The sequence below is a fragment of the Streptomyces mashuensis genome, from assembly GCF_014654785.1.
GTDB classification, from domain to species: Bacteria; Actinomycetota; Actinomycetes; order Streptomycetales; family Streptomycetaceae; genus Streptomyces; species Streptomyces mashuensis.
On record NZ_BNBD01000021.1, the window covers coordinates 17,278 to 44,043 of the forward strand.

Genomic DNA, 26,766 nt, shown 5'->3' on the forward strand with positions numbered 1-26,766 from the left:
CCTTCAGCTCACCTCGGGGGAGAGCTTCTTCGCGCCCGTCATGATGGCCACCGCGTCCTCCATCGAGTGCGACTGCGGGGTGATGACGCCCGCGCAGCCGCCGAGCCGCTGAATGTGGATGCGGTCGGCGACCTCGAAGACGTTGGGCATGTTGTGGCTGATGAGGATGACACCGAGGCCCTGGTCGCGCAGGTCGCGGACGAGCTGGAGGACCTGGCCCGTCTCGCGGACGCCGAGGGCGGCGGTGGGTTCGTCGAGGATCACCACCCGGCCGCCGAAGGCCGCGGTGCGGGCGACGGCCACGGACTGGCGCTGGCCGCCGGAGAGGGTCTCGACCGCCTGGTCGATGTTCTGCAGCGTGCCGATGCCGAGCCGCTCGAGGTGATCGGCGGCCTGCTTCTTCATCTCACGGGTGTCGAGCATGCGGAACACCGAGCCGAGAATGCCCTTGCGGCGGATCTCGCGGGCGAGGAACAGGTTGGCGGCGATGTCCAGGGCGGGGGCGACGGCGAGGGTCTGGTGGACCGTTTCGATGCCGGCGTCGCGGGCGTCCCGGGGCCGCTTGAAACGGACCTCCTTCCCGTCGACGAAGAGGCTGCCCCGGTCGGGCACGAGGGCGCCGGACAGACACTTGATCAGGGTGGACTTGCCGGCGCCGTTGTCCCCGATGACGGCGAGGACCTCGCCGGGGTACAGGGTGAGGTCGACGTCGTTCAGGCCGACGACCCTGCCGAAGACCTTGACCAGGCCCTTGGCCTGGAGAACGGGGGCGGTGGCGGTCGTCACGACTTCACACTCCGGATCCACTGGTCGACGGAGACAGCCGCGATCACGAGGATGCCGACTGCGAGGACTTGGTAGTTCGGGTCCATGCCGGCCAGGGCGAGGCCGTTGACGAAGACCTGGACGATCAGCGCGCCGATCAGCGAGCCGATGACGACGCCGCGGCCGCCGAACAGGCTGGTGCCGCCGATGACGACGGCCGTGATGGACTGCAGGTTGGCGTTGAGACCGCTGTTGGGGTCGCCGCCGCCGACCCGGCCGATGAGGATCCAGGCCGCGACGGCAACGGTGAGGCCGGCCACCACGTAGGCGCTGAGCAGGACCCGGTTGACGGAGATGCCGGCCAGGCGGGCGGCTTCGGCGTCGTCGCCGACCGCGTAGAGGTGACGTCCCCAGGCGGTGTGGCGCAGGGCGTAACCGACCACCGCATAGAGGGCGATCACGAGGAGGACGCCGTAGGTCAGGTGCAGTTGGCCGAGGGAGACGGTCTCGCCGCTCCACGTGAGGAAGGTGCCCGGCTGGAGGGAGACGGTCCGGCCCCTGGCGTAGATGAGGCTGAGCGCGGTGAAGATGCTGAGGGTGCCGAGCGTGACGATGAAGGGGGGAAGCCTGACCCTGGTCACCAGCAGTCCGTTGACGGCCTGGGCCGCTGTCGCGACGGCCGCGCCGGCCAGGAGGGCGAGCCAGCCGGGCCAGTGGTGGTCCGCGACCAGCTTCGCCATCAGCAGCGAGGCGAGGACCATGACGGCACCGATCGACAGGTCGATGCCGGCGGTGAGGATGATGACGGTCTGCCCGACGGCGAGCGCACCGACGACGGCCACTTGCTGGGCGACCAGCGAAAGGTTCTGCAACGCGTAGAAGCGTTCGTTCACCAGGGAGAACATCACCGCGGCGAGCACCAGGACGATGGCCGGGCTGAGCGCCGGCTGACGGTGCAGTACCGCATGGATGCGCTGGGCGGGGGTGGCGGGCCGGTTGAGGAACTCCTCCGCCGGTGCCGGTGCGGCTTGAGATTCCACGTGAGTGGTCACAGGGCTCCTTCCGGTGTCTTCCCTGGTACGGGCTCATGGGCCCATGGCCCGTGTGGTGGAGGGTGCCCGCCCGTTCGGGGGCGGGCACGCCCGGCCGGGGTGTCAGCCGCCCCAGCAGGCGGAGGCGGCCTGCGACGGCGACTGCACGGTGAGGCCACCGACGGGCCGTGCGGCGGCGAGGGCGGTGCCGGTGTCGTGGAAGGTCTTGCCGCCGGCCGCGCCGGGCCTGGCGCCACCGCGGCCCAGTTGCGCGACGGAGCTGACGCCGAGCGCCGCCATCCTGCCCGGGTACTGCACCGCGTCGGTGGCGAACGTGCCGCCGGCGACGTTCCTCAGACCGGCGCAGCTGCCGTCGATCGTGTGGATCGCAGCGTTCTTCTCCTTGCCGGCCGCCTTGAGCGCCTTGTACGCGCCCTCGCCCGCGCGCTCGTTGATCGCGTAGACGACGTTGATGCCGGGGTTGGCCGACAGACAGTTCTCCATCGCGGTGCGGCCGCCGTCGACGGCTCCCTGGGTGGCCTGGTGACAGGCGATCGTGTAGGTGCCGCCCTTGCCGCCGGTGTACGTGCCGGTCCTGGCTTCCTTGCCGTTCTCGGTGCTGCTGCCGGGATCGATGCCCATGCCTTTCAGGAAGCCGTGGTCACGGGCGATGTCCACGGAGACGACCTGGTTGTCGAACAGATCGAGCATGGCGACGACCGCCGGCCTGCCGTCCAGGGCGGCCGCCGCGTACTGGCCGGCGAGCCTGCCCGCCTGCTCGTTGTCGGTGGCGTAGGTGAGGTCCGCGATGCCCGGCGGGTTGGTCGCCGTGTCCAGGGCGATCACGAACAGGCCGGCCTGTCGTGCCCGTTTGAGGGCGGCGTTCACGGCGTCGCCGTTGGTGGTGATGAGGATGCCGCGGTCGCCACGCGATATGGCGTTCTCGATGGCCGTGATCTGGGTCAGGGTGTCGCCGTCGTTGTTGCCCGCCGCCACCGTGAGACGCACGTCGTCCTTGGCCGCCTGGGCCCTGGCGGCCTTCTCCATGCTCACGAAGTACGGGTTGGTGAGCGTCTTCAGGATCAGCGAGACACCCACCGTGCCGCTGCCGCCCGGCCCGGACGAAGAGGAACTGCCGTTCGCGGGACCGCAGGCCACGAGTGTGGCGGCGAGGCAGACGGTGACGCCGATCGCGGCCGCCCGGGTACGGCGGCCGCGGTGGCCCGGCATCCGGCTGGTGGAGACGGAGACGTTCATGGCGTGATTCCTTTCGGAGCCGTCCCGTGGCCGACGCTGAGACAACGTTGACTGGGCGAGATACTGGGCCCGTCTGGACGGCCTCGTCAAGACGCTGATAGACATGCGCAGGCAACGAGCGGGTGACGCACGACGAGTGGGAGACAACGATGACTCAGGGGGAGGCCCCGCCCCGGCCGGCCCGCAGCCGCCCCACCATGCGTGAGGTCGCGGCGCTGGCCGGAGTGGCCATCAAGACCGTCTCGCGCGTGTTCAACGACGTGCCCACCGTGGATCCGGCGATCGTCGCCAGGGTCCGCGAGGCCGCCGACCAACTCGGTTACCGTCCCAACCTCACGGCCAGCAGCCTGCGCCGCGGCGACGGCCGCACCGCCACCATCGGCATGCTCGTCGAGGACGCGGCCAACCCCTTCTCCGCCACCCTGACCCGCACGGTGGAGAACGTGGCCCGGGAACGCGGAGTGCTCGTGCTGGTGGGCAGCCTCGACGAGGACCCGGCCCGCGAACGGGAACTGGCCCGTGCGCTCGTCGACCGTCGGGTCGACGGCCTCGTGATCGTCCCGGCCGGCCGCGACCAGAGCTACCTCATCGCCGAGCAGAACACCGGCACCCGCATGGTCTTCGTCGACCGCGAGGCCGGCCTGCTCGACGCGGACGCCGTCGTCTCCGAGAACCGGCAGGGCGCCATCGCCGCTGTGAACCACCTGCTGAAGGCCGGTCACCGCCGTATCGCCTACCTCGGCGACCGCACCGCCATCCCCACCGCCGCCCAGCGCTTCGACGGCTACCGGCACGCCCTGGAAGTGGCGCACATCGCCTACGACGACGAGATCGTGCGCCACGCCGGGTCCGGCGAGGACGCGGCCGTCGCCGCGACCGAGCAGGTGCTGTCGTTGCCCGATCCGCCGACGGCGCTGTTCACCAGCCAGAACTTCGTGACCATAGGCGCCGTCCGCGCGCTGCACGCCATGGGCCTGCAGCACACCGTCGCCCATGTCGGCTTCGACGACTTCCCCCTGGCCGACCTCCTCAGCCCGGGCGTCTCCGTCATCGCCCAGGACGTCGTACAAGTGGGCAGGACAGCCGCCGAGATGCTCTTCCGCAGGCTGGACGGCGACGAGTCGCCCACCCGCACCGTCACCGTGCCGACCCGGCTGATCGAGCGGGGATCCGGTGAGATTCCGGCGAAGGGGCCCGGCAATGACTGACACCGTACGAGCCGCTGCACAGCTCCCGCCACCGCTCCCGTTGGTCACCGTGATCGGTGAAGCACTCGTCGACCTGGTCCAGCTCGACGCGCCCGGTGACTACCGTGCCAGGCCCGGCGGCAGCCCGTTCAACGTCGCCGTCGGCCTGGCCCGGCTCGGACACCGCACCGCACTCATGGCACGGCTGGCCGACAACACCTTCGGCCGGATGCTGCGCTCGCACGCCGCCGCCGAGGGCATCGACCTGACGTACGCACCGGCAGCCACGGAGCCCACCACCCTCGCCGTCGTCTCCACGGACGCGGAAGGCCGGGCGAGTTACGACTTCTACCTGGACGGCACCGCGGACGGGCAGTGGACCGGGGCGGAGACGGCCCTCGTACCGCGGGACACCGCCCTGCTGCACTTCGGCTCGATCGCCTCCTGGACGTCTCCGGCGGCCGGGCACATCCACTCCGCCGTCCAGCGCCTGCACGCCGGGGGCACGGCGCTGATCAGCTACGACCCCAACGTCCGGCCGGCCCTTCTGGGCAGCCCGGAGCGCGGCAGGCAGGCCGTCGAACGCAGCATCGGCACGGCCCACCTGGTCAAGGCCAGCCGCGAGGACGTCGAGTGGCTCCACCCGGACACGCCGGTCGAGCGGATCGCCGCCCACTGGCTGGAACTGGGGGCGCTCCTCGTCGTCATCACCGACGGCCCCGACGGCGCCCACGCCTTCCATGCCGGCGCGGGAAGCCTGAGCCGTCCCGGGCGGAAGGTGACGGTGGCGGACACCGTCGGTGCGGGGGACGCGTTCACCGCGGGGCTGCTCGGCGCACTGGTCCGCCACGGTGTGCACACCCCGCAGTCGCTGGCCTCGGCGGACCCGGCCGTGCTGAGGACCGCCGTGGACGATGCCGTCCTCGTCTCGGCGCTGACCTGCGGGCGCCCGGGCGCCGACCCGCCCACCGCCCTGCCCCGCCCGCACCTGCCCGCCCGGGCGCCCCTCGACGTGACGCATCTGGCCTTCCCCGGCGACACCGGCCGAAGGGGCACAGCAGACCCGGTCGTGCCGTCAGCGCGGTCCGGCAGGGGCTGACGCCCTGCCGTCGGGTTCGAGCACCGGCCGGTCGATGCCCCAGGCGACGGCGCGGGCGGCGGCGGCCGCGCGGTTCGGGAGGTCCAGCTTGGCGAGGATGTGCTCGATGTGGGTGCCCACGGTGCGCGGCGTGATGTGCAGCCGCTCGGCGATCTCTTTGTTGGTGCGGCCGGTGGTCAGTTCGGACAGCACGTCCAGTTCCCGCGGTGAGAGTCCGCCCGGCCGCCGCGCGGCCGCGTCCGGAGGCGGGCCGCCCGGGGCGACGGCCGCGGCGAGGGCCTCGCTGAGCAGGGTGACGGCGGCACGTGCCGGGTCGGGCGTGCTCAGCGGCCGGCGGGTGCTGACGTTGAGCATGCCGACGTACCGGCCGTCGGCGGTGAACAGGCACTGGGCCACCCCGCCCTGGACACCGAGGGGACGCAGCACCTCCTGGAAGCCGGGGGATGCCGCCAGGAGGTGCCGGGGGACGTCCCCGAGCCAGAGGCCGCCCCGGTCCGGGCTGTGCAACAGAGGGAACACCGGGTCTTGGTGGAGGCGTGTCTCGATGTAGGCCGTGACCTCGTCCGGGTAGCTCCCGGCCAGGGTGGTGTGGCGGCGGCGCAGCGGATCCCACCGGGTCAGGGAGGCGTGGTCGTACGCCATGAGCTGCGACAGCGCCGTCAGGACGGTGTCGTGGCCGGCCGTGCCGCTCGTGGCGTTCCTGGCGGCCTCACGGACGTGGACAGCCGCGTCCAGGATGTCCACCGTGCTCTGCTCCGCTGCCATCACCCCAGGATGATCACGTTCCGGGAGTGCGTCAATTTCCCAGGGCGTCGTGCACGACGCGCCCGTCCACGACGGTGAGGACGACGGGCATCCCCGGTATGTCGTGGGGGTCGGCGGCGAGCAGGTCCCCGTCGAGCACGCACAGGTCGGCGACCTTGCCGGGCTCCAGGGAGCCCTTCCAGCTGTCGGCGAAGTCCTGCCAGGCCGCGTCGATCGTGTACGTGCGGATCGCCTCGGCCAGGCCGATGCGCTGCTCGGGGCCGCTGACCCGGCCGCCGGCCTTCGACTCGCGCAGCATCATGGTGGCGACCCCCTGGCGCCAGTCCGGGTACGTGACGGGGGCGTCGGAACCGCTCGCGACCCGCACGCCGGCGTCGAGGGCGTCGCGGTAGGGCCAGGCGTACGCGGCCCGTTCGGCGCCGACGAAGTCCTCCTCCATGTCGGCGACGGTCCATTTGATCGTGGGGTTCATGTTGACGCCGAAGCCGTGCGCGGCCAGTACCTTCATGCTGCGGGCGGTGAGGAAGTCGCCGTGGATGACGTAGTGGCGGGCGTCGTGCCGCGGGTGCTCGGCCATGGCCGCGGCGAAGGCGTCGACGACGGTGTCGATGGCCCGGTCGCCCGTGACGTGGACGCCGAGCTGGTATCCGGCGGTGTGGGCGTGCCGGACCATGGCGGCGATCTCGGCGGTCCGCTCGGCGTCGGTCTCGCCGCCGACGCACAGGGAACCGCAGCCGCCGCCGACGTAGGGCTCGTTCATCCAGGCCGTCTTGTTGGGGACGATGCCGTCGGCGAAGATCTTGACGCCGTGGACGGCGAGGCGGCGCGGGTCGGTGTCGCCGGTCTCGCCGATGGCGGTGAGGGCGCGGGCGAACTCCTCGGCGGTGCTCGCCATTCCGGTCGGCAGGAGCAGGACTCCGACGCGGGCGGTCAGTTCGCCGTCGGCCAGCAGCCGGCGGTAGACGTCGAGGGTCTCCGTGCCGAGTGCGCCCCGCATGATGCCGTCGCCGCCGGGGCCGAGCCCGGGCTCGGTGTAGCTGGTCACGCCGAGCCGGGCGAGCGTGGCGAGGGTGGACCGTACCGCATCGGTCCGCTCCTGCCGGCTGAGCGGCGGCAGCGCGTTCTGCACGAGGGCCTGCGCCCCTTCGTGGAGCAGCCCGGTCGGCTCCCCGCCGGCGTCCGTGACGATGGCCCCGCCGGGCGGCGCGACGGTGTGCCGGTCGATCCCTATGAGCTGGAGTGCCTTGGAGTTGACCCAGGTGGCATGCCCGGAGAAGGAGTACAGGACGACGGGGTGGCGGGGGCTCACGGCGTCGAGGTCGTGCCGCGAGGGCAGTCGTGACGGGTCGCCGAGGCACTCGTCGAGGTAGCCGGTGTCCCAGCCGTGCCCCGTGATCCACTGTCCGTCCGGGGTCCGCTCGGTGGCCTCGCGTACCGCACGGGCGACGTCCGCGAGGGAGGACACCGCGGGGTGGCCGAGGTCGAGGGAGAGCGGCGGCGTCGCCATGCCGAAGGCGCAGCCGTGCAGGTGGGAATCGTTGATGCCGGGAAGCAGGGTCGCCCCGCGCAGGTCGACGACGCGGGTGCCGGGCCCGATGAGCGGCGCGACGTCGTCCCGCCCGCCGACGGCGGTGATGATCCCACCGGTCACGGCCAGCGCGGAGGCGACGGAGAACTCCGCATCGACCGTGACCACGCGCCCATCGAGAAACACCAGATCGGCAAACCTGTCCATGGAAAGTCCTTTCGGGAACGGGTGCACGACGGCCACCCCGATCGATCTCCCGAGGACTATGAATCAGGTCCCTGCCCCCGCACATCGGTCATTCCACCGATGTTCCCGTTCAGGGTGTCGGGCTGCCGCCCCGGCAAGGGGACCGGGTGAGGAAGCGGCGGATCAGCTCGCCGGTCTCCTCGGGGTTTTCCAGGTACAGCATGTGACCCGCATCGAGTTCCGCCACGGTGAGCTGCTCGCCCAGCGTCGCCCGGCACGCCTGGACGTATGCGGGGGACACGAAGCCCGACCGCCGGGCGGTCACGAGGAGCGTGGGCACGCCGGCGGGCGGGGTGACGGGTGGGCCCGCCATCTCGGAACACGCCGTGACCACGGCCGCGGGCTCGAAGCGCCACTGCCACCGCCCGTCGTCGCGTTGCACGAGGTGATCGGCGATCTCTTCTTCGACGGCCGCGGGGGAGACGGCCGGCCAGGCCGACCTCCGTTCCGCTTCCGCCTGCTGCGGGCTCGCGAAGAGGCCGGGGCTCATGGTCCGGCGGGCCTGGTCGTGCATCTGCCCGGCGGGCAGGCCGGTCGAGGGGTCCAGCAGGACCATGCGGCCGACGCGTTCGGGGGCGGCATGGGCCAGGCGCAGTGCGATCAGCCCGCCGTACGAGTGCCCCAGCAGATCCACACGGTCGGGGCCATGGGCGTCCAGGACGGCGAGCATGTCCGCCACATGCGCCTCGGTGTTCCACGGCGGGGCATGGGTGGAGCGTCCATGCCCGCGCAGGTCCGGCGCGATGACCGAGAAGTCGCCCAGCGACGTCTCGGCGACGTGCCGCCAGCGGGCGCCGTGCCCCCTGATGCCGTGCAGCGCGAGCAGTGCAGGCCCCCGGGCCGCACCGTAGCGGTGGACGTGGAGCGCCGTCATGCGGGCGTGCCCTCTTCGACGCCAGGTGCCGCGGCCGTCTGCTCGCGCGGCGTGGTGGAGCGGTAGGAGTGGCCGAGCTCGGGGCCGAGGCCGAAATAGTGCCGGAAGTTGTAGATCAGCGGGCTCCACGCTGCGGGGTCGATGTGATCGGTGCCGGGGACGACGATCCTGGGGTCGGCGTGCACCTTCGTCACGTGGGCCTCGACGATGAGGAACTCCCCGGAGGCGTCCGGCCGGATGTGCTCGGCACGCGCCTCCAGCTGGAGGGGGCAGCCGTCGACCCGGGGCGGCCGCACCGTATGGGACGGGAGGCTGCTCAGCCCCGCCGCCCCGAACTTGTCCTTCTCGAAGCGGCAGCCGGCGTGCTTGGTCGGGGGGACGGGGTCGCGGCCGGTGAGCGGGGCCAGACGCTCCACCGCCTGCCACTGCCCGGGGGCCGGGAGGTTGATCACGAGTTCGGGCCGGGCGGCAAGGTTGTGCGCGGTCTGGCCGTCCGCGCCCAGACCGAGCACGACCACATGGCCCAGCGCCCAAGCGGACGACATCGGCGCCAGGTTGGCGGTGCCGTCCGCATTCTCGGTGGACAGGAGCACGACGGGGGTGCCGAAGTACAGAACGCTCGGCTCTATGGAGACACAGGGGTCGGCGTCGGAGCCGGGCCGCACACGGGGCTCAACGATCTTCATGGGGAGAAGCGTAAGGGAGGGTTCAATTCCGGCCACCGGCGGCACCGTTGCCGTCACACCACGGCGGTGCGCGCCCGCACGAGCCCGGACTCGTAGGCGGCGATCACCGCCTGGGCGCGGTCCCGGACCTCCAGTTTGGCGAAGAGGTTCGCCACGTGCTTCTTCACCGTGGAGACGCTGATGAGCAGGGTCTGGGCGATCTCCGTGTTGTCCAGGCCGCCGGCCAGGAGCCGCAGCACCTCCACTTCGCGGGGCGTCAGGTCCTGGAGAACGGAGGGCGCCGGTTGCGGGGTGGCCGCGGGCGGGGCGCCGACGAACGTGGCGATCAGCCGGGTGAGCAGGCGCGGAGCGACCACCGCCTCCCCTTCGGCCACGGTGCGCACCGCCGCGGTCAGGTGCTCGGCGGTGACGTCCTTCGGCAGGAAGCCACAGGCCCCGGCCCGCAGGGCGTCGACCACGTACTCGTCCATGTCGAAGGTGCTCAGGGCGAGCACGCGGCACCCGGGCTGCTCCGCGGCCAGCCGGCGGGTGGCCTCCACTCCGTCCATGACGGGCATGCGAATGTCCATCAGGACCACGTCCGGCCGGAGGTCCCCGGCCAGGCGGACTGCTGCGGCCCCGTCGCCGGCCTCACCGACCACCTCGATCCCCGCAGCGGTACGCAGGATGAGGGCCAGGCCCATGCGGACCATCGGCTGGTCGTCCGCGATCAGCACCCGGACCGCGCCGCGCACCGAGCGGCCTTCCTCGTCCCCGGCCCGAGCGGACTCCTCCGGTATCACGCCTCTTGTCCCTCTTTCCTCTTCGGCCGGTTCTCGTCGTCTTCGGGGTGGACCGGAAGGCGTGCCGCCACCCGGAAACCGCCTTCACGCCGTGCGCCGGTCTCCAGCGTCCCGCCGTGCAGTGCCACGCGTTCCCGCATGCCCAGCAGACCGTATCCGCCGGAGCCGGGTGCTCCGGCCGGCGCCCCCCGGCCGTCGTCGCACACCTCCACCGACACCTCGCCGGCCCCGTACTCCAGCCGCACCCGCGCCACGGTGGGCCCCGCGTGCCGGCGGGTGTTGGTGAGCGCCTCCTGCACGATCCGGTAGACGGTCAGGCCCACGGCCGGCGGCAGCTCGTGCGGTACGCCGTGCACCGACAGCTCGGTGGGGAGACCGGCGGCGCCGGCATCGGCGGCCAGCCGGTCCAGGTCCGCCACCCCCGGCTGTGGCGTCGCGGGGTTTCCGTGGTGCTCGTCCGTGCCGCGCAGCACGCCGAGCAGCTGCCTCATCTCCCGCAGGGCCATCCGGCCGGAGCTCTCCAGTTCGACGAGGGCGTCCCAGGCGACGTCCGGGTCGCTGTGCAGGTTCGCCCGGGCGCCACCGGACATCAGGTACATGGTGGTGATGTGGTGGGCCACGATGTCGTGCAGTTCCCGGGCGATCCGGCGGCGTTCCTCGGCCACGGCACGGTCGGCCTGGAGTCTCCGGTTGGCCTCCACCTGCTGCTGCCACTGGCGCACCGTGACACCGAACGCGACGACCACCAGCACCGAGACGGCTTCGGCCACCGCCAGCCACGGGTCGGTGCTCCACGCCCGCAGCACCTGTACTGCGGTGGTCACCAGCGCGGCGACCGCGACCGTGGCGGGCCGGGACGCCCTGGCGACCGAGTACAGCGCGACTGACAGGGCGGCGTGCAGGCCGACCGGAGTGAGGGCACCGAGCTCCGGCACCCAGCCGCACAACAGGACGGCGGCCAGTACCGGGAGCGGGCGGCGGCGCCGGGCCAAAAGCGGGAGGGCGGCGAGGAACGGCAGCAGAGCACCCGGGACGGTCGTCGCCATGCCTTGGTCCGGGCCGGCGAGGAGGTAGCTGAGCAGGTCCATGGCGCCCGCGCCCACGGCGACCAGACTGTCGCTGCGACTCCACGCCCAGAGGCCGTAAGGCCAGGCCGGCTCCGGCTCCGGCGTCTGCTCCGGCTCCGGCTTCAGTCCCGCCGTCTGCTCCGGCTCCGGCTTCAGCTCCGGCTCCGCCGCCGGTGCGGCGGCAGGCGCGGCACTCATCCAGGCACCGTCCTTTCCACGTCGGTCGGCCGCCCTCCGGCGGCTCGTCGGCGCCCGATCATTGCCGAACCGCCTGGTCGAGAGCCAATTCCGGCGGTGACTGGGCCTGGGGGCCCACCCTCACGGGCCCGGTCCCGCCCCTCCTGGGCCTGTGGTGCCATCGCCGGTCCGTCCCCTCGGCCGATGCCCGGCACCGCAACGGGTGATGGGCTGGTGGCACCGCATGAAACACGTGCTTCGGAGGACATGTGATCCGCGCCCTGACAGCGTTCGGCACCCGTCACGCCTGGAAAGTCATCATCGTCTGGACCGTGCTCGGCCTGACGCTGACCGTCGCGAGCCAGGAGCTGGTCCACCGGGTCACCGATTCCCGGTTCACCGACTTCCTGCCCCGCGGCTACGACTCGGTGAGCGCCTGGAACATCGCGAAGGAGAAGTTCGCCGCGCGCGGCGACTCCGAGACCTTCACGATGCTGGTCGCGCGCACGGACGGCGCCGCGCTGACCACGCAGGACCGGCAGCGCGTCACCGAGACGGCCACGGCACTCGGGCGACGCCGGGTCACCATGCCCGAACGCGACGGCGTCCCCGCATTCCTCGTACAGGACCGGTCGCAGACCCCTCGTATCACCCCAGGTGAGACGGCCCCGGACGGGAAGTTCCGTCTCCTGACCGTTTCCCTGACGGGCAGTCCGGACGACCCCGGTGTGCGGGGCGTCTACCGGAGCTTCCGCGATGCCGCCCGGGCCGAGTTCGCCGGCGTCGGCATGCGCACCGGCTTCACCGGTGGCATCGCCGACCGTGTGGACGCGTCCGACGCCCAGAAGACCACCGGCATCGTGGCCGCAGCCGTGGCGATGTGCCTGATCATGCTGCTGAGCGGCTGGGTGTTCCGCAGTGTGCTCGCCGCGGTGCTGCCGCTGGTGGCGGTGTCGCTGGCCAGCGGGGTCGCCGGCGGCCTGGTGATCGGAACGGCCCTGCTCACGGGCACCCGGCTGGACCCGTCGACGCCCTCGGTGATCGGGGTCGTCCTGCTGGGCATCGGTATCGACTACTTCCTGTTCCTGCTGTTCCGCTTCCGGGAGCAACTGCGCGGCCGGGAACGGGACGCCAGGACCGCTGCCGCCGACGCCGCGTCCCGGGTCGGCACCGCCATCACCTCCGCCGCGCTGACCATCGTCGTCGCGTTCGCCACCCTGGGCACGGCCGCCTTCGGCCAGTTCCGGGTGCTCGGTCCGGCGATCGCCGTGTCGGTCCTCGTCATGCTCGCCGCCAGCCTCACCCTCATGCCGGCCCTGCTGGCCGTCTGCGGCCGCCGCATGTTCTGGCCCTCGCGCACCTGGCGGCAGGACCGGCCGTCGGCCGCGCTCGACCGGCTGACCAGCGGGCTGACGCGACGCCCGGCGCTCCTCGCGGCCGCCTCGGCGGTGTGCCTGGCCGCACTGGCGGCAGGAACACTGGGCATGCGGCTGGACTACGGCCAGGGCGGAGGCCGGACGCACACCGCTTCCGCAGCGACGGCCGCCGAGATAGCCCGCTCCCTGCCCCTCGGCGCAGCAGAACCGCAGAACGTGTACGTCGCCGCGACCGGCACCGCGCAGCCGCTGACCACCGCCCGCCTGGCCGGACTCACCACCGCCCTGACCGGCACGGCGGGTGTGGGCCAGGTCGCCGCCCCGGTGCTGAACCACGACCGCTCCGCCGCCAGGATCGACTTCTTCCTGACCTCCGACGCCGGCTCCGCCAAGGCCCGCGCCCTCGTCCTCGGCCCCGTGCGCACGGCCGTGGCACGGCACACGCCGCCGGGCACCCGGGCGCACGTCACCGGCACCGCCGCGGTGGCCGCCGATGTCTCCACCGCCGTGGACCGGGACATGCGCCGGATCCTCCCGCTCGCCGCGGCGCTGGTCGCACTGATCCTGCTCGTCCTGCTCCGCAGCGTCGCCGGGCCCCTGCTGCTCATGGGCGCCATCGGCCTGGGGTTCGCGGCCACCCTCGGCAGCGGAACCCTCGTCTTCCAGCACCTGCTGGGGCGGCCCGGGGTCTCCTTCACGCTGCCGCTGGTGCTCTTCCTGTTCGTGGTCGCGCTGGGCACGGACTACAACATCCTCGTCGGCGACCGCATCCGCGAGGAAATGAACGGTGGCCTCCCCGCCCGTGCCGGCGTGGCCAAGGCGGTGCGCCGCACGGCCCCGGCCGTGGTGGCGGCCGGGGTGGTGCTCGCGGGCTCCTTCGTGACCCTCGCGGTCACCCCGGAGCCGAGCACCCAGCAGATCGGCGCCGTCACCGCCTTCGGCGTCCTGCTCTCCTCCCTCGTCGTGTCGGTCGTCCTGGTGCCGGCCCTGGCAGCCCTCCTGGGCAGAGGCTTCTGGTGGCCCCTCCGCCGCCGCGGCACCCACCGGACGACGCCTCCGGCACCCACGCACGAGGGTGCCGGACACCGGACGGAGAGGTGGCCTGTCAAGGCGCCGTCATAGATGCGGCGTGCTGCTTGCGACCGGCTGCGCCGGTGCCGCTCGGCAAACTCGCCGAGCAGCTGGTCGCCCGGACGGCCTGACGACCTTCCGCCGTCAGGTTGGCAGCCCAGGCGCCCCGGCCGGTGCCGCCCGAGGCCGCTTCACGAGCCGGACGGTGGCCTGTCCGCTCCGTACCGGAGGCCGTCGAGGAGCAGGTCGAGGAGACGGCCGGCGCGGTCGCGCTGGTCGGGGGCGCTGGTGATCAGGGCGACGCCGGCGAGGGCGAAGCCGACGTCGAGGGGGTCGGTGTCCGGGCGCAGGAGACCGGCGTCGGCGCCGGCGCGCAGAAGGGTGCCGAGTGCGGTGCCGAGCTTGTCGAGGGTCTCGGCGAAGGGGTCCGCGCCGGACGCGACCGCCGCCCGCAACGCGTCCGCCATGCCCTGCTTGGCGGCCAGGTAGTCGATGAAGTCGTCCATCCACAGGCGGATCGCCCGGTCCGGCGTATGGCCGGCGAGCAGCGTCGTGGCGCTGTCGCAGACCCGGGCCAGCTCGTTGCGGTAGGCCGCCTCGACCAGCGCCTCGCGGGTGGGGAAGTGGCGGTAGAGCGTGGCCGAGCCGACCCCCGCGGCCTTGGCGATCGTGTCGATCGCGACGTCCGCGCCCTTCTCGGCGAAGGCGCGCACGGCCGCTTCGAGGATGCGCTCGCGGTTGCGGCGCGCATCGGCGCGCAGCGCGCCCGGCTTCGTGGTCAAGGCAGCTCTCCCGTCGTCGTGGGCCAGTCTAACTGGACAACCGGGGAGTTCCCCGCTTACCGTTGCGGATAACCGGGGAACTCCCCGGTTACGGGTGTCGCCCCGTTGTGCCCCAGGCAAGGAAGACCCTCATGACCTCCCCGAAGACGGTTCTGATCACCGGCACCTCCTCCGGCATCGGCCTGGCCGCCGCCATCGGCACCGCCCGGGCGGGCTGGACGACCATCGCCACCATGCGCGACACCGGAAAGGCCGCGGCCCTGCTCGAGGCCGCCGCCGCGGCGGGTGTCGCGGACCGGATCCAGGTCAAGCGCCTCGACGTGACCGACTCCGCCGGCATCGCCGCCTGCCTGGACGAGGTCGTCGCCGAGCACGGCCGCCTGGACGCGCTGGTCAACAACGCCGGCGCCGCCCAGGTCGGCACCATCGAGCAGAGCAGCGTCGACGACGTCCGTGCCGCCATGGAGGTCAACTTCTTCGGCGTGGTGGCGGCGACCCGGGCCGCCCTGCCCCACCTGCGGGCGTCCAAGGGCCGCGTCGTCACCGTCACCAGCGTCGGCGGCGTCGTCGGTCAGCCCTTCAACGAGGCGTACTGCGCGGCCAAGTTCGCCGTCGAGGGCTTCATGCAGTCCCTCGCACCGGTCGCCGCCACCGTCGGCGTCGACATCACCGTGGTCGAGCCGGGCGCGGTGGCGAGCGAGTTCGTCGCCAACCTCGGCCTGGACGTACCGGCGCTGCTCGCCGCCGCCGGGCCCTACGCACCGGCGCTCGAGGCGTACCTCGCCCGCACCCGGCAGTCGTTCGGCAACGCCCAGACCCCGGCCGAGGCGGCCGCCCCGGTCGTCGACGCCCTGACCGCCGCCCACCCGCCCTTCCGCGTCCAGACCTCGCAGTGGGCCCGCGACTTCGTCGCCACCAGCCTCGCCGACCTCGACGGCTCGGCCGTCCGGAACCTCACCGGCACCTGGGTGCGCTGACCGTACGCTGTGCTCGCGTTGACCCTCCAGCGACGGGAGACCCCAAGGTGGCGGACATGGACGACGACACCCCCCTGTACTCCATCGGCGAACTGGCCCGGACGACCGGCCTGACGGTCAAGACCATCCGGTTCTGGTCCGATGCGGGTGTGGTGCCGCCGACCGGCCGTACGCCCGCCGGCTACCGCCTCTACGGGCAGGACGCCCTGGCACGCCTCGGCCTCGTCCGTACCCTGCGTGACCTCGGGGTCGGCCTCGCCACGATCCAGCGCGTGCTGGAGCGCGAGGTGACCGTCGCCGAGGTCGCCGCGGTGCACGCCGAGGCCCTGGAGACGCAGATCCGCACCCTGCGGCTGCGCCGGGCCGTCCTGCGCACGGTGGCCGGACGCGGCTCCACACCGGAGGAGATGGAACTCATGCACAAGCTCGCCACCCTGTCCGACCGGGAGCGCCGCCGCCTGGTCACCGCGTTCATCGACAGCGCCTTCGAGGGCCTGGAGGTCGACCCGGGCTTCCTCGCCACCCTGCGCAGCGCGATGCCCGAGCTGCCGGACGACCCCACGCAGGCCCAGATCGACGCCTGGGTCGAGCTGGCCGAGCTCGTCCAGGACGACGACTTCCGCGCCGGCATGCGCAAGGCCGCCATCGACCAGATCGAGGCCCTGAAGGAGATCGACCGCCCCGAGCCCGCCCAGGCCGAACGGCTCGCGGAGCTGATCCGGCGCCGGACCGCAGACGCTCGCGCGGCCGGCATCACGCCGGAGTCGCAAGCCGCGCGGCCCGTCGTGGACGAGCTGGTCCGGGAGTGCGCCGCACTCAGCGGCCGTACGGACGGGCCGGAGTTCCGCGCATGGCTGCTGCAGCGCCTCGACGCGGCCCGGGACTCCCGCTATGAGCACTACTGGCGCCTCATCTCCGTCATCAACGGCTGGCCCGCCCCGGACATGGGCCCCGCCGTCGACTGGCTGACGGCGGCGGTACGGGCGTCCCGCACCGCCTGACCCACCACCGGGGGGTCGGGCCCGACAAGGACCCGGCTCCCCGGCCCGGCCCCCGCGCCGGGGTGTTCGGACAGGGGCAGGTCAGGGCGTCGCCGCGACGTCCGGGCGGTGCAGGTCGAAGGCGGGGGATTCGGAACGGATGCGGGGAAGGGCGTGGAAGTTGTGGCGCGGCGGCGGACAGGACGTCACCCACTCCAGCGACCGTCCGTAGCCCCACGGGTCGTCGGTCTCGACCTTCCTGCCGTACTTGGCGGTCTTCCAGACGTTGTAGAAGAACGGCAGGATCGACAGGCCCAGCAGGAACGAGCCGATGGTCGAAACCGTGTTCAGGACGGTGAAGCCGTCCGACGCCAGATAGTCGGAGTAGCGGCGGGGCATGCCCTCCGCGCCGAGCCAGTGCTGGACGAGGAACGTGGTGTGGAATCCCACGGTGAGTGTCCAGAAGGTGATTTTCCCGAGGCGTTCGTCGAGCATTCTGCCGGTGAACTTGGGCCACCAGAAGTGGAAGCCGGCGAACATCGCGTAGACCACCGTGCCGAAGAGCGTGTAGTGGAAATGCGCCACCACGAAGTACGAGTCGGAGACGTGGAAGTCCAGCGGCGGTGCGGCGAGGATCACCCCGGTCAGGCCGCCGAAGACGAAGGTGACGAGGAATCCGGTGGCCCACAGCATCGGGGTTTCGAAGGACAGCGAGCCCTTCCACATGGTGCCGATCCAGTTGAAGAACTTCACGCCGGTCGGAACGGCGATGAGGAAGGTCATGAAGGAGAAGAACGGCAGCAGCACGCCACCGGTGACGTACATGTGGTGCGCCCACACCGTCACGGACAGACCCGCGATGGAGATCGTGGCCGCGATCAGGCCCCAGTAGCCGAACATCGGCTTCCGGGAGAAGACCGGGATCACCTCCGAGACGATGCCGAAGAACGGCAGTGCCAGCACGTACACCTCGGGGTGGCCGAAGAACCAGAACAGGTGCTGCCAGAGCAGCGCACCGCCGTTGGCCGCGTCGAAGACGTGCGAGCCGAACTTCCGGTCCATTTCCAGGGCGAGCAGCGCCGCCGCGAGCACCGGGAAGACGAGGAGGATGAGCACGGCGGTCAGCAGCACGTTCCACGTGAAGATCGGCATGCGGAACATCGTCATGCCCGGCGCCCGCATGCAGATGATCGTCGTGATGAAGTTGACCGCGCCCAGGATGCTGCCGAACCCGGACAGCGCCACACCCATGATCCACATGTCGGCGCCGACGCCGGGGGAGTGCGTGGCGTCCGACAGCGGCGCATACGCGAACCAGCCGAAGTCCGCCGCCCCCTGCGGGGTGAGGAAACCGGCCGCGGCGATCAGCGAACCGAACAGGAAGAGCCAGAAGGCGAGCATGTTCAGCCGCGGGAACGCCACGTCCGGCGCGCCGATCTGCAGCGGCATCAGCCAGTTGGCGAATCCCGTGAACAACGGCATGGCGAACAACAGCAGCATCACCGAGCCGTGCATCGTGAACGCCTGGTTGAACTGCTCGTTCGACATGATCTGCAGCCCGGGCCGGGCCAGTTCCGCGCGCATCAGCAGGGCCATCAGGCCGCCGATGACGAAGAACGCGAACGCCGACACCAGGTAGAGCGTGCCGATCCTCTTGTGATCGGTGGTGGTCAGCCAGTCCACCACCGAGCCACGGGACATCCGGGCGGTATCCGCGCCGGCGGCCGGCGCGTGCCGCTCCTCGGCTCTCTCGTCCGCACCCACACCGATGCCGTCCACGGACCACCAACTCCCCAACGTACGGAAGGAATGACCGGCTCATGATCGGCACGCCGCCCCGGCGGCGGACAGGGCCGAGCGCCCCGCGTTCCCGGCCCTCCCGGCCCCCGGAACAGGGACCTCCGGGCCCTCGGCCCGCGCCGTCGGGCGGCGACGACCAGGGGCGTGCGTGCGGTCGGTGCGCGCCGAATTTCCCCCATCTGCGCCGTGTGGAGTGCCCCGACGTCCGCCGGGCCTGATCGCCGAGGGGGATACTGGTGGTGGCCGGCATCGAGGCCGGCCCGGGGGATGGGGGCGCGGCGTTGGCGACGAGGGTGTGCGTGACCGTCAAGGGTCAGCTGGGCCTGGACGATCCCGGTCGGATGCTCCGGGAGCTCGAGCGGGTCACGAACGTGACGTGGCGTTGGCAGGAGGTCGAACACGGCCCCGCGCTGACCGGCGGAATCGCGGAGATCCTGCTGGAGGCCCTGATCGCCAAGAGCGCCGAGGCGTCGTTGGAGTACGTGGTCCGGGTCGCGAGGGAGCGGGTCGACCGCTGGCGCGGGGAGAGGCTCGGCCCGCTGCAGACACACGTCGACGTCTCGCCCGTCGACGAGACCGAGCTCGACGGCGCGGGCGGTTGAGATGGCCTCCCGCGCCGTGGTGATCGGCCCATGGGAGTACGCCGACGACGCGGGCGTCCCCCGGTACGAGGAGATCGGCATCAGCGCGGCCCAGTACGGCAAGGTCCTGGCCGACAACCCCATGTGGGGCGAGGACCGCTGCCGCGTGCTGACCAAGGAGGAGGTGGACACCGCCGACGGCGTGATGGCGGCGCTGGAGGAAGAGGCGGGCAGGACCGGGGCGGGCGACGTCTTCCTGGTCGTCTACGTCGGACACGGCGCCTACTGGGGCGACGTGCCGGGCGCCGAGGTGCACTTCTCCGTCGGGTCGTCGTACGACGGCAAGCCGTGGACGTGGCTGTCGAGCTGGTATCTGTACCGGGCGATGCGCCTGTGCAGGGCGGACCTGAAGGTCCTGATCGCCGACTGCTGCTACTCCAACATGCTGCCGCACCTGGGGAACGGGCTCGACACCCTTCCGGGGGTGTTCGACGACGCCGGCCAGGGCACGTGTGTGCTGACCGCACTGAAGGACGACAACATCAGGGCCTGGCCGCTCGGCTGCACCGAACTTCCCGGCGAACTGGCGAAGTGCACGCCCTTCAGCGGGCATTTGCTGGACGTCCTCCAGCGCGGGACGACGGACTATCGCCCCCACATCACCCTGGGGCTGCTCCGTGACGCCGTCGTGAGTGAAATGCGCCGTTGCCGGTTCGACCACGACAAGCCGCGGATGCTGCTCAACGATGCCCGGGAGAGCCGCGCGCTGTTCACCAACCGCATGGATGCCGCCCTGCGCGAACCGCACCCCGGGAGTCCGGTCTCGGCCAAGGAGTGGGTGGCGGCCCTTTTGCGAGGGAACGGCTGCGACCTGGAAGAACTCCTGCAGGACCCTCGCAAGACCGGCGAAGTGGTCGCCCTGCTGCGCACCTCCTCACGTGAGGGCGCCGCAGCGATCGCGCAGCACCTCGAAGAGCGGGCGTCCGCCTTGTTCCGCTCCCATGACTTCGCCCGTTATTGGAACAAGGCGGAACGGGCCCTGCGTGCATGAGCCACGGCGACCGGCCGGATCACGGTTACTCCTGGGTGACGGCGTGCGAGATCGGCGAGTTCGTACGGAGGGTGCAGGCCCTCCGGGAGGGCGAGCAGCCCGGCATCGACACCGACCCCGGCGAGCCGCCCCGGCCGGCCACCGCCATCAGGGCTCTGCACGCCTTCGCGGTCATGCGTCCCACCGCCGATCTGATCGAGGCCGCGCGGAAGGACTTCAGCTACCGCGACGCCGTCAGTGTCCTGGCCACCGCCGCGCTGTGCCGCAGCGTGCCGGAGGCCGCCGAGCTCACGATCCGCCAGTGGCGGGCGGAGTCGAAGCACGGCGACAGGACACCGAAGACCGACGACATCATTCGCGACATCGCCCGCCAGCGGACCGTCCCGGACGTCGCGGCGTTCGTCCGGGAATGCCGTAAGGCCGACAAAGCCCCGCTGGTGGCCAAGACGCTCGGCGCTTTCACCGAGCCCCGCTCCGGGCGGAGAAGCCTTGACAAGGCCCTGCTCTACATCGCGTTGCGCGACGAGGGCTGTGCTGAGGAGGCCGTCGAGCTGCTCGGCCGGACGCTGAAGGGCCTCGGCGACCTGGACGCCACCAACGCTGTGGACGACGCGGACGCCTTGGACGACCTGGTGGGGGCGCTGCACGAGCTCAGCCCGTCCGAGCGGATCCTCGAGGAGTGGATCGACAAGGAGCTGCGCTTCCCCCAGCGTGTGCCCTACACGATCGGCCGCGTCGTACGCCTCACCGTCGGCCGGCCACCGGGCCGGGACGCCCTCGTCGAGCACATCGGCCGTCACTGGCGGCGCCACGACCTCGTCGAACTGTGCAGTCAGCTGTGCAGGACCGCTCCGGACAAGTGCGCACAGGTCCGCCTGCATGCCGCGTCCCGTCACGACGTCCAGGAGCTGGCGGACGTCATCATCGCCTGGCGCGGCGCGGAAAGCCTGGCGAGGACCACCCGGGACCTGCTGAGAGACATCGTGGCGATGCGCGCCGCACCGCAGGGCGGCCCCCGGTCGCTCAGCGACCTCGCAGACCTCGACCACGTGCTGCGCAACATCCGCGCCGATCCGGAGTGCAACCGCATGCTCCGGCTCGTCGCCGCGGAACACGTCGACGGCCGCTCCGGGGCCGACCTCGCGACCCTGCTGCACCGCATCGAGCGGCGCGGGGACCGCTGGCGTGCGGCACAGAACATCGCTGCGCAACTCACCGCCCGCGCCCTGCGCCAGGACGACGCGGCGAGCCGCACGCTCGTCGACTACATCAAGGCGCTGCGCGAGGCACAGGACACCCGTACGATCGCCACGACCCTCAAGGAACTCGCCGACTCCTCCCGCTCCGGCCACTCCTCCCACTCCGGCCATGCTCACGCCGTGTGGGTCACGCTGGTCGCCGACATCGCCGAGCGGCTGTGCCGGCTGGAGCTGACCGACGACGCCATGAACCTCCTGGAACGTTGTCTGGAGAGCGAACACCGGATCGCGCCCGAGGATGCCCCCAAGGTCGTCGGGCGCCTGCGTGGCGGCGGGGCGAAGCCGCCCGAGTGGGTGGCGTCCCTGTTGTCGGCGACGGTGGGCCGCTGGTTCGATGCCCACCTGCGCGACAGTGCGCTCCAGCGGCTGTCCGAGGCCGGATTCGTCACGGAAGCGGAGGGGGCGGGGTGACCACGTCGGTCCCGTCCGGTGCCGGGGCCGGGGCCGGCACCGGCGCGGGAGCCGGCGCCGGGGGCGGCCCCGCGGTGGTGTTCCCGGGCCCCCGGATGTGGCGTCCGGACAGCCTCACGAGCCCCTCGAACACCACGGCTGCCAGCACCAGAACGACCAGGCGTGCTGCCGGCCGCGATTGCCACAACCACCCGTCGGGGAGTAAGCGCAGAAGCGTCAGCGCGGCCAGATAGGCCAGCAGGAGCACCCCCGCGCCGGCAGCCGGGTTCGTGCGCCACTGTCGCAGCAGCGCCAGGTGGCTCTGGGCGTCGTAGGCCCCCCGCCCGAGGACCGGCAGGCCCGAGCGGGCCAGGGCGGGCAGCCCCAGGAGCAGGACACAGCCCGCCAGCAGGGCCGCCATCCCGTACCAGAGGCTGTCCCGCTGCACCCAGAACAGGACCAGCGCGATGGACAGGAAGCCGACGCGCGCCAGAATGCCGCGGACGATCCTGCGGCGCCGCGAGCACTCCGGACTGAGCGCCACCAGGACGACGCCGGGCATGGCGTAGACGACCAGCATCAGAGTGCCGTTCATGGCGGAGACCTTCTCCCAGGACCCGTGAATGGCAGTCACGATCACGGCTCCGACGGCGAAGTTGACCAGCAGGACCTTCCAGTACACCTCGTGCGAGCGGCCTCGCACCTTGATGAACGTGCCACGGATGGTCCGCAGGTTGCGGTGCGTGAGGTGGGCCGCGCTGAGGGCGGCGACCTCGCGGGTGAGCGCATGGGCGAAGACCAGCCCTGTGGCGAGCGGGGCCACCAACGCGTCGATCAGGAAGGGATACGTCATCACGCCCGTCACCTTCGCGACCGCCATGATGGTCCTCGGGTCCTTCGGCGAGCACGTGCCCAGCTCGGAATGGTGCAGCAGGGCGAGCTGGGCGGCGACGTACAGCACGAACGCGCCGGCCAGGCTGCCGTACACCGCCCTGCGCAAGCGGGTCGCTTCGCCGATGCCCTTGTCCTTCCCCGCCTCCTTGTCCTTCTGCTTGACGTGCCCGGCGAAGTCCAGGGGCAGCTGGAATCCGACGTACGAGAAGAGCACGCTGGAGCTCACCAGCATGTGCAGGTCGGCTTGGTCCTGCTGGTCCTGGGGCGACTGCCTGCAGTGCTCCTGCAGATCTGCCGGCAGCACTGCGCCGTGGTGGCCGGTCGTGAACAGCGCGGCGACGACCAGGAAGGAGACGAGCACCTTCCACACGGTCAGTCCGAGGACGACTGTGACGAAGAGCCGCGGCGGAAGCAGGTTCACTGCGGCGAACACCGCGAGGAGAGCTGTCGCGCACACCAGGCCCCACCTGGTGATCTCCGGCTGCGGGCCGTCGGTCCAGAGCCCCGGGGACGAGAGGGACAGGGCCTTTGTCATCGCGAAGGCCTGGCTGACGCCGTCGGTCACATAGAAGATCCATAAGCCGGCGGCCATGATGATGGCCACCAGCGGTCCACTGCTCTGCAGAGGAAGGAAGATCAACCCGCCGGTCTTCGGCCGGGCCGTGCCCAACTCGACCATGACCACGGCCAGCACCAGCATCAACGCGCCGTCCGCCACCCAGATCCACAGGGAGGTGTAGTCGAGCTTGCGGCCGTAGAGGGCGGCGAACAACCAGCCGGAGCCGATCATGCCGCCGGCCGCCAGCCCGATCAGGTCGAAGACCGACAGCCGCCGTGCCTCGTCCCCCCGGGCGGTCACCACCGGCTGCCCGTCGCTGTCCGGGCTCTCGGAAGAGTCATACACCTCGCCCCGCACTCACTCCGTCGCGCCTGGGTAGCGACAGGCTAGCGCCGCGCTCGGTGACGTACGGCGCTCATCCACCTTCACCACCCGGCGCAGAAGGTGAACACCGAGCGCCAGGAGTGCGCCTCGCGCCGGGGCAGCGCGGCGCCCTCCTGTGCAGCGCGGTTGTCGCGCCGGGCCTCATGCATTGGCCGGTGTGGGCGTGGCGTACCACGATCGAAATTCGAACGTCGGTACGATCGCGGGGTGGAAAGTTGCTCGTCTCCGGACGACCGGGAGCCCTGTGTGAACCGTCGGCTCGACACCCGTACCGCCGTGCTCCTGCTGGCCGGAGCCGGCGGCGTGTATGTGGCATTTCTTCACCCGGCCGCCGGAGCCGCGCTGTCAGTGGGGCTGACGGTGGTTTCCGTGCTCCACAGCTGGTTGCAGTGACCGGTTCCTGCGCTGGGCAGCCATCGCAGCCCGGGGGCAAGGGTGAGCCGAAGGTGATCGACCGGCTACCGTGTCGTTCGGCGTAGAGCAAGGGGGAGAACGAGAACATGAACCGGCCACTGCTGTTCCTCGATGTGGACGGGCCGCTCAACCCCTATGCGGCCGAGCCGGAGAGGTGCCCCGACGGCTGGACCACGCTCAGGGTGCCCCAGGGCGACGGGCTCCCGGCCCGGCGTCGGCCGCACCGGCTCTGGCTCAACCCGGAGCACGGCCGGGCCCTGCTGCGGCTCGACTACGAGCTGTGCTGGGCCACCACATGGATGGATGCCGCCAACCGGTGGATCGCCCCGGTCCTCGGCCTTCCCGAACTCCCCTTTGTTAATTTCGGTGACGCCCTTTTCCGGGAACGCCCCGACGGGGTCCACTGGAAGACCGGCCCGCTCGTGGAGTACGCCAACGGTCGTCCTTTCGTCTGGGTGGACGACGAGCAGAGCGCTCTCGACCAGGCGTACGTGAGCGCGCACCACCCGGGGCCGGGGCTTCTCCACCATGTCAATCCGCGCATCGGTCTGCGCGAGGACGACTTCCGCACGCTCACCGGCTTCGCCCGCTCCCTGGACGTCCCGCACGGCGCGCCCGGCGTCAGCGGTGTGCTCTGACGGGGCGCGCCCGACGGCTCACCTTCTCTGCCTGACGTACCGCGACAGCCGGGGGAGGCGGCGTGCGGTGTACGCGGCGGCGGCTCCGACGGCTGCTCCTGCGGCCACGTCGCTGGGGTAGTGCGCGCCGCTGTGTACCCGCTCGGCGGCCACCAGCGCGGCCGGGACGGCGCAGAGCGCGCCCGCGCGGGGCCACGTGAGGGCGACCGCCGTCGTGAAGGCGGCAGCGGCTGCGGTGTGGCCGGAGGGGAAGGAGGGGCTGTCGGGGCGGCCGTCGACGCCGTCGTGCGGGATGAGCTCCCTGGGCGGCCGGCGCCGCCGCCAGAGCGGTTTGATCACGGCGTTGGAGAGCAGCTCCGCCAGTCCCATGGCCGTCAGCCCGGCCGTGGCGGCCCTCCTGCCCCGCGTTCCGCCCGCGGCGGCGAGCGCCAGCGCGACGGCCCACCACAGCTTCGTGTGTTCGGCGGCCTCTCCGACCACCGGCCGGCCCCACCGGACGAGGGGGTGGCGGCAGGAGGCCACCCGGCGGGTGAGGTGTCTCTCGGCCTCGTGCAGGTCGTCCACGGTTCCCATGGTCCCACTGGTGCCCCGCCGGCCCGGCCCGATGCTCCGCAGCCGCGCCCCTCTCGGACCGGCCGGTCCGGCCGGACCCGCCGGGCCCGCCGGTCCGGTCGCCTTCGCGGGCCGTGGGCGTTCACACGAGTTCGGGCCGGCGCTCCGGTTCCGGGCGGGGTGCCGGTACGGGCTTCGGGGTGTTCGCTTCCCACTGGCGGGTGGTCCGTACGTAGCCGTAGATCACGGAGCACATGGCCAGGACGAGGAGGGGGCCCGAGACCCACGGGTGCTCGGCCATCTCCAGCGGCAGGAACCGGTACGAGAACAGGAGCGCGGTGAAGACCGTCGCGCCGTGGGCGACCAGCAGGATTCCCCGCTTGTCCCAGCCGCGGTCGTAGGCGCGCAGAGCGGCCTCGATCGTGAGCGCGAACACCACGCCGGCGACGAGGTCCACGCCGTAGTGGTAGCCGAATCCCAGCGTCGCGCTGAGCGTGGCCACCAGCCAGAACGCCCCCGCGAACCGCAGCAGCCGGGGGCCCTTGCGGGAGTGGACGAAGATGGCGGTGGCCCAGGCCGTGTGCAGGCTGGGCATGCAGTTGCGCGGGGTGAGGTCGTCGTACGGCACCGGGTGCGGGATGTGGACCGGCACGGGCGTGTGCGGCCACAGGTTGGCCACCGACCACTGCACGCCGCCCGTGCCGGACGCGCCCGGACCGTAGGCGAAGACCGGGCCGACCACCGGGAAGATCATGTAGATGGCCGGGCCGAGGAGGCCGATCACGAGGAAGGTGCGCACCAGGTGGTGGCGCGGGAAGCGGCGCTCGGTCGCCACCTTGCGCAGCTGGTACAGCGCGACGGCGACCGCGGCCACCGCGAGCTGCGCGTAGACCACGTCGAGGAGGTGGGTGACGACCGGGCCACTGGCCTCGAGGAGCCGGCCCATCGCCCATGACGGATTGCCCAGGGCGTGGTCGGCGGTGGCCAGGTACGGGTCGAGCACGTCGGGGCGCGTCTTCGCCGTGACGAGCAGCCAGGTGTCGCCGGTCTTGCGGCCGGCCACGAGCAGCAGGCCCAGCCCGACGCCCTTCAGCAGGAGGGCCCGTTCCTCGCCGGTACGGCGCGTGAGGGCGATGACCGCGCAGCCGAGCATCACCCACAACGCGCCGTTGCCGAACTCGTGGCCCTCCGGCACCTCGGCGTCGACGGCCCAGCGGACGAGGACGAAGACGAGGTCGATGCCGATCGCGGCGCCGGCCGCGATGAACCGTTCCCGCCAGGTGAGCACCACCATGGTCAACGCCAGGCCGCCGTAGAGTGGGCCCGGCTTGGGCGCGAATATCACCTCTCGCACCTGGGTGGTCACCGGACCGGGCACACCGGCGTAGCGGCGCGCGGCGATCTCCAGGGCGACGAGCAGTACGAGGGCCGCCACGCCTGCCGCGGCCCACAGGATCGCCCGTGGCCGACGCCACGCGGCCGACTCAATTCTGCAGTTTATTCGCGAAAGCACCCGCCATACTATAGGCATCGATCACGTGACCGATTTGGTGGGTGTCGAGTAGAAGAGTGCCGAATGTGTCGACGTGGGTGC

At 71.8% G+C, this 26,766-nt stretch carries 24 protein-coding genes; 10 read left to right on the plus strand and 14 right to left on the minus strand.

Going from position 1 to position 26,766, the window contains the following annotated elements; all coding sequences use genetic code 11:
* Nucleotides 1-3: 3 nt before the first annotated feature.
* The 3 genes from IE305_RS30155 to IE305_RS30165 form a co-directional block, all read right to left on the minus strand.
* Complete coding sequence (locus tag IE305_RS30155; RefSeq protein WP_190132997.1) at nucleotides 4-786, minus strand: ATP-binding cassette domain-containing protein; 783 nt, start codon at nucleotides 784-786, stop codon at nucleotides 4-6.
* On the minus strand, nucleotides 783-1,817 hold the full coding sequence (locus tag IE305_RS30160) for an ABC transporter permease (protein WP_190132998.1): 1,035 nt from the start codon (nucleotides 1,815-1,817) through the stop codon (nucleotides 783-785). Before IE305_RS30160 ends, IE305_RS30155 begins: the two co-directional genes overlap by 4 nt.
* A 102-nt stretch (nucleotides 1,818-1,919) precedes the next feature.
* On the minus strand, nucleotides 1,920-3,053 hold the full coding sequence (locus IE305_RS30165) for a substrate-binding domain-containing protein (protein ID WP_190132999.1): 1,134 nt from the start codon (nucleotides 3,051-3,053) through the stop codon (nucleotides 1,920-1,922).
* 149 nt (nucleotides 3,054-3,202) lie between these two features.
* Between IE305_RS30165 and IE305_RS30170 the strand changes: the two genes are divergently transcribed.
* Entirely contained in the window at nucleotides 3,203-4,261 is a 1,059-nt protein-coding gene (locus IE305_RS30170; RefSeq protein WP_190133000.1) for a LacI family DNA-binding transcriptional regulator, read from the plus strand.
* Nucleotides 4,254-5,339 carry a carbohydrate kinase family protein gene (locus tag IE305_RS30175; protein WP_190133001.1) on the plus strand — a complete coding sequence of 362 codons (1,086 nt, stop codon included), beginning with the start codon at nucleotides 4,254-4,256 and terminating at the stop codon, nucleotides 5,337-5,339. Before IE305_RS30170 ends, IE305_RS30175 begins: the two co-directional genes overlap by 8 nt.
* Here the strand turns inward: IE305_RS30175 and IE305_RS30180 are convergent.
* The 6 genes from IE305_RS30180 to IE305_RS30205 form a co-directional block, all read right to left on the minus strand.
* A complete protein-coding gene (locus tag IE305_RS30180; RefSeq protein WP_190133002.1) occupies nucleotides 5,316-6,104 on the minus strand; it encodes a helix-turn-helix transcriptional regulator in 789 nt (262 codons plus the stop codon). The genes IE305_RS30175 and IE305_RS30180 overlap by 24 nt on opposite strands.
* Before the next feature lie 31 nt (nucleotides 6,105-6,135).
* Nucleotides 6,136-7,839: an amidohydrolase gene (locus IE305_RS30185; RefSeq protein ID WP_190133003.1), complete on the minus strand. Its 1,704-nt coding sequence runs from the start codon at nucleotides 7,837-7,839 to the stop codon at nucleotides 6,136-6,138.
* A 109-nt stretch (nucleotides 7,840-7,948) separates the two neighbouring features.
* Nucleotides 7,949-8,752 carry an alpha/beta fold hydrolase gene (locus IE305_RS30190; protein WP_190133004.1) on the minus strand — a complete coding sequence of 268 codons (804 nt, stop codon included), beginning with the start codon at nucleotides 8,750-8,752 and terminating at the stop codon, nucleotides 7,949-7,951.
* A complete protein-coding gene (locus IE305_RS30195) occupies nucleotides 8,749-9,438 on the minus strand; it encodes a flavin reductase family protein (RefSeq protein ID WP_190133005.1) in 690 nt (229 codons plus the stop codon). The genes IE305_RS30190 and IE305_RS30195 overlap by 4 nt, the downstream gene beginning before the upstream one ends.
* 53 nt (nucleotides 9,439-9,491) lie before the next feature.
* Entirely contained in the window at nucleotides 9,492-10,217 is a 726-nt protein-coding gene (locus IE305_RS30200; RefSeq protein ID WP_268255960.1) for a response regulator transcription factor, read from the minus strand.
* Complete coding sequence (locus IE305_RS30205) at nucleotides 10,217-11,485, minus strand: sensor histidine kinase (protein ID WP_190133006.1); 1,269 nt, start codon at nucleotides 11,483-11,485, stop codon at nucleotides 10,217-10,219. The genes IE305_RS30200 and IE305_RS30205 overlap by 1 nt, the downstream gene beginning before the upstream one ends.
* A gap of 248 nt (nucleotides 11,486-11,733) precedes the next feature.
* Here IE305_RS30205 and IE305_RS30210 point away from each other — a divergent pair, with 248 nt between their 5' ends.
* Nucleotides 11,734-13,962 (plus strand): MMPL family transporter, encoded by a 2,229-nt coding sequence (locus IE305_RS30210; protein ID WP_190133007.1) that lies wholly within the window; start codon nucleotides 11,734-11,736, stop codon nucleotides 13,960-13,962.
* 140 nt (nucleotides 13,963-14,102) lie between these two features.
* Here the strand turns inward: IE305_RS30210 and IE305_RS30215 are convergent, their stop codons facing one another.
* A complete protein-coding gene (locus IE305_RS30215) occupies nucleotides 14,103-14,693 on the minus strand; it encodes a TetR/AcrR family transcriptional regulator (RefSeq protein WP_190133008.1) in 591 nt (196 codons plus the stop codon).
* Nucleotides 14,694-14,800: 107 nt separating this feature from the next.
* Here IE305_RS30215 and IE305_RS30220 point away from each other — a divergent pair, with 107 nt between their 5' ends.
* Together IE305_RS30220 and IE305_RS30225 are read left to right on the plus strand one after the other, a co-directional pair.
* On the plus strand, nucleotides 14,801-15,670 hold the full coding sequence (locus IE305_RS30220; RefSeq protein WP_268255959.1) for an SDR family NAD(P)-dependent oxidoreductase: 870 nt from the start codon (nucleotides 14,801-14,803) through the stop codon (nucleotides 15,668-15,670).
* A 56-nt stretch (nucleotides 15,671-15,726) separates the two neighbouring features.
* Nucleotides 15,727-16,671, plus strand: a complete 945-nt coding sequence (locus IE305_RS30225) for a MerR family transcriptional regulator (RefSeq protein WP_190133010.1) — start codon at nucleotides 15,727-15,729, stop codon at nucleotides 16,669-16,671.
* Nucleotides 16,672-16,752: 81 nt separating this feature from the next.
* Here the strand turns inward: IE305_RS30225 and ctaD are convergent, their stop codons facing one another.
* A complete protein-coding gene (gene ctaD, locus IE305_RS30230; RefSeq protein WP_444546179.1) occupies nucleotides 16,753-18,414 on the minus strand; it encodes an aa3-type cytochrome oxidase subunit I in 1,662 nt (553 codons plus the stop codon).
* Between the two features lie 335 nt (nucleotides 18,415-18,749).
* On the opposite strand from ctaD, the gene IE305_RS30235 reads away from it, so the two are divergent.
* From IE305_RS30235 to IE305_RS30245, 3 genes are read left to right on the plus strand one after another with little or no spacing between them, the layout of a single operon-like run.
* Nucleotides 18,750-19,052 (plus strand): hypothetical protein, encoded by a 303-nt coding sequence (locus IE305_RS30235; protein WP_190133011.1) that lies wholly within the window; start codon nucleotides 18,750-18,752, stop codon nucleotides 19,050-19,052.
* A gap of 1 nt (nucleotide 19,053) precedes the next feature.
* Nucleotides 19,054-20,082 (plus strand): hypothetical protein, encoded by a 1,029-nt coding sequence (locus tag IE305_RS30240; protein WP_190133012.1) that lies wholly within the window; start codon nucleotides 19,054-19,056, stop codon nucleotides 20,080-20,082.
* Nucleotides 20,079-21,752 (plus strand): hypothetical protein, encoded by a 1,674-nt coding sequence (locus tag IE305_RS30245; RefSeq protein WP_190133013.1) that lies wholly within the window; start codon nucleotides 20,079-20,081, stop codon nucleotides 21,750-21,752. The genes IE305_RS30240 and IE305_RS30245 overlap by 4 nt, the downstream gene beginning before the upstream one ends.
* Here the strand turns inward: IE305_RS30245 and IE305_RS30250 are convergent.
* A complete protein-coding gene (locus IE305_RS30250; protein ID WP_190133014.1) occupies nucleotides 21,727-23,529 on the minus strand; it encodes an APC family permease in 1,803 nt (600 codons plus the stop codon). The two genes, IE305_RS30245 and IE305_RS30250, sit on opposite strands and share 26 nt — an antisense overlap.
* 285 nt (nucleotides 23,530-23,814) lie before the next feature.
* Here IE305_RS30250 and IE305_RS30255 point away from each other — a divergent pair, with 285 nt between their 5' ends.
* On the plus strand, nucleotides 23,815-23,961 hold the full coding sequence (locus IE305_RS30255; protein ID WP_190133015.1) for a hypothetical protein: 147 nt from the start codon (nucleotides 23,815-23,817) through the stop codon (nucleotides 23,959-23,961).
* 107 nt (nucleotides 23,962-24,068) lie between these two features.
* Nucleotides 24,069-24,620, plus strand: a complete 552-nt coding sequence (locus IE305_RS30260; RefSeq protein WP_190133016.1) for an HAD domain-containing protein — start codon at nucleotides 24,069-24,071, stop codon at nucleotides 24,618-24,620.
* Nucleotides 24,621-24,638: 18 nt separating this feature from the next.
* Here the strand turns inward: IE305_RS30260 and IE305_RS30265 are convergent, their stop codons facing one another.
* Together IE305_RS30265 and IE305_RS30270 are read right to left on the minus strand one after the other, a co-directional pair.
* On the minus strand, nucleotides 24,639-25,193 hold the full coding sequence (locus tag IE305_RS30265; RefSeq protein ID WP_190133017.1) for a phosphatase PAP2 family protein: 555 nt from the start codon (nucleotides 25,191-25,193) through the stop codon (nucleotides 24,639-24,641).
* Between the two features lie 121 nt (nucleotides 25,194-25,314).
* On the minus strand, nucleotides 25,315-26,703 hold the full coding sequence (locus tag IE305_RS30270) for a phosphatase PAP2 family protein (protein WP_190133018.1): 1,389 nt from the start codon (nucleotides 26,701-26,703) through the stop codon (nucleotides 25,315-25,317).
* Between the last annotated feature and the right edge of the window lie 63 nt (nucleotides 26,704-26,766).

Bases quoted from the DNA above. Each gene is read 5' to 3' on its own strand.
- IE305_RS30180 (WP_190133002.1), bottom strand. From the start codon at position 6,104: ATGGCAGCGGAGCAGAGCACGGTGGACATCCTGGACGCGGCTGTCCAC.
- IE305_RS30195 (WP_190133005.1), bottom strand. From the start codon at position 9,438: ATGAAGATCGTTGAGCCCCGTGTGCGGCCCGGCTCCGACGCCGACCCC.
- IE305_RS30165 (WP_190132999.1), bottom strand. From the start codon at position 3,053: ATGAACGTCTCCGTCTCCACCAGCCGGATGCCGGGCCACCGCGGCCGC.
- IE305_RS30205 (WP_190133006.1), bottom strand. From the start codon at position 11,485: ATGAGTGCCGCGCCTGCCGCCGCACCGGCGGCGGAGCCGGAGCTGAAG.
- IE305_RS30245 (WP_190133013.1), top strand. From the start codon at position 20,079: ATGAGCCACGGCGACCGGCCGGATCACGGTTACTCCTGGGTGACGGCG.
- IE305_RS30270 (WP_190133018.1), bottom strand. From the start codon at position 26,703: ATGCCTATAGTATGGCGGGTGCTTTCGCGAATAAACTGCAGAATTGAG.
- IE305_RS30190 (WP_190133004.1), bottom strand. From the start codon at position 8,752: ATGACGGCGCTCCACGTCCACCGCTACGGTGCGGCCCGGGGGCCTGCA.
- IE305_RS30240 (WP_190133012.1), top strand. From the start codon at position 19,054: ATGGCCTCCCGCGCCGTGGTGATCGGCCCATGGGAGTACGCCGACGAC.
- IE305_RS30260 (WP_190133016.1), top strand. From the start codon at position 24,069: ATGAACCGGCCACTGCTGTTCCTCGATGTGGACGGGCCGCTCAACCCC.
- IE305_RS30225 (WP_190133010.1), top strand. From the start codon at position 15,727: ATGGACGACGACACCCCCCTGTACTCCATCGGCGAACTGGCCCGGACG.
- IE305_RS30170 (WP_190133000.1), top strand. From the start codon at position 3,203: ATGACTCAGGGGGAGGCCCCGCCCCGGCCGGCCCGCAGCCGCCCCACC.
- IE305_RS30185 (WP_190133003.1), bottom strand. From the start codon at position 7,839: ATGGACAGGTTTGCCGATCTGGTGTTTCTCGATGGGCGCGTGGTCACG.
- IE305_RS30265 (WP_190133017.1), bottom strand. From the start codon at position 25,193: ATGGGAACCGTGGACGACCTGCACGAGGCCGAGAGACACCTCACCCGC.
- IE305_RS30175 (WP_190133001.1), top strand. From the start codon at position 4,254: ATGACTGACACCGTACGAGCCGCTGCACAGCTCCCGCCACCGCTCCCG.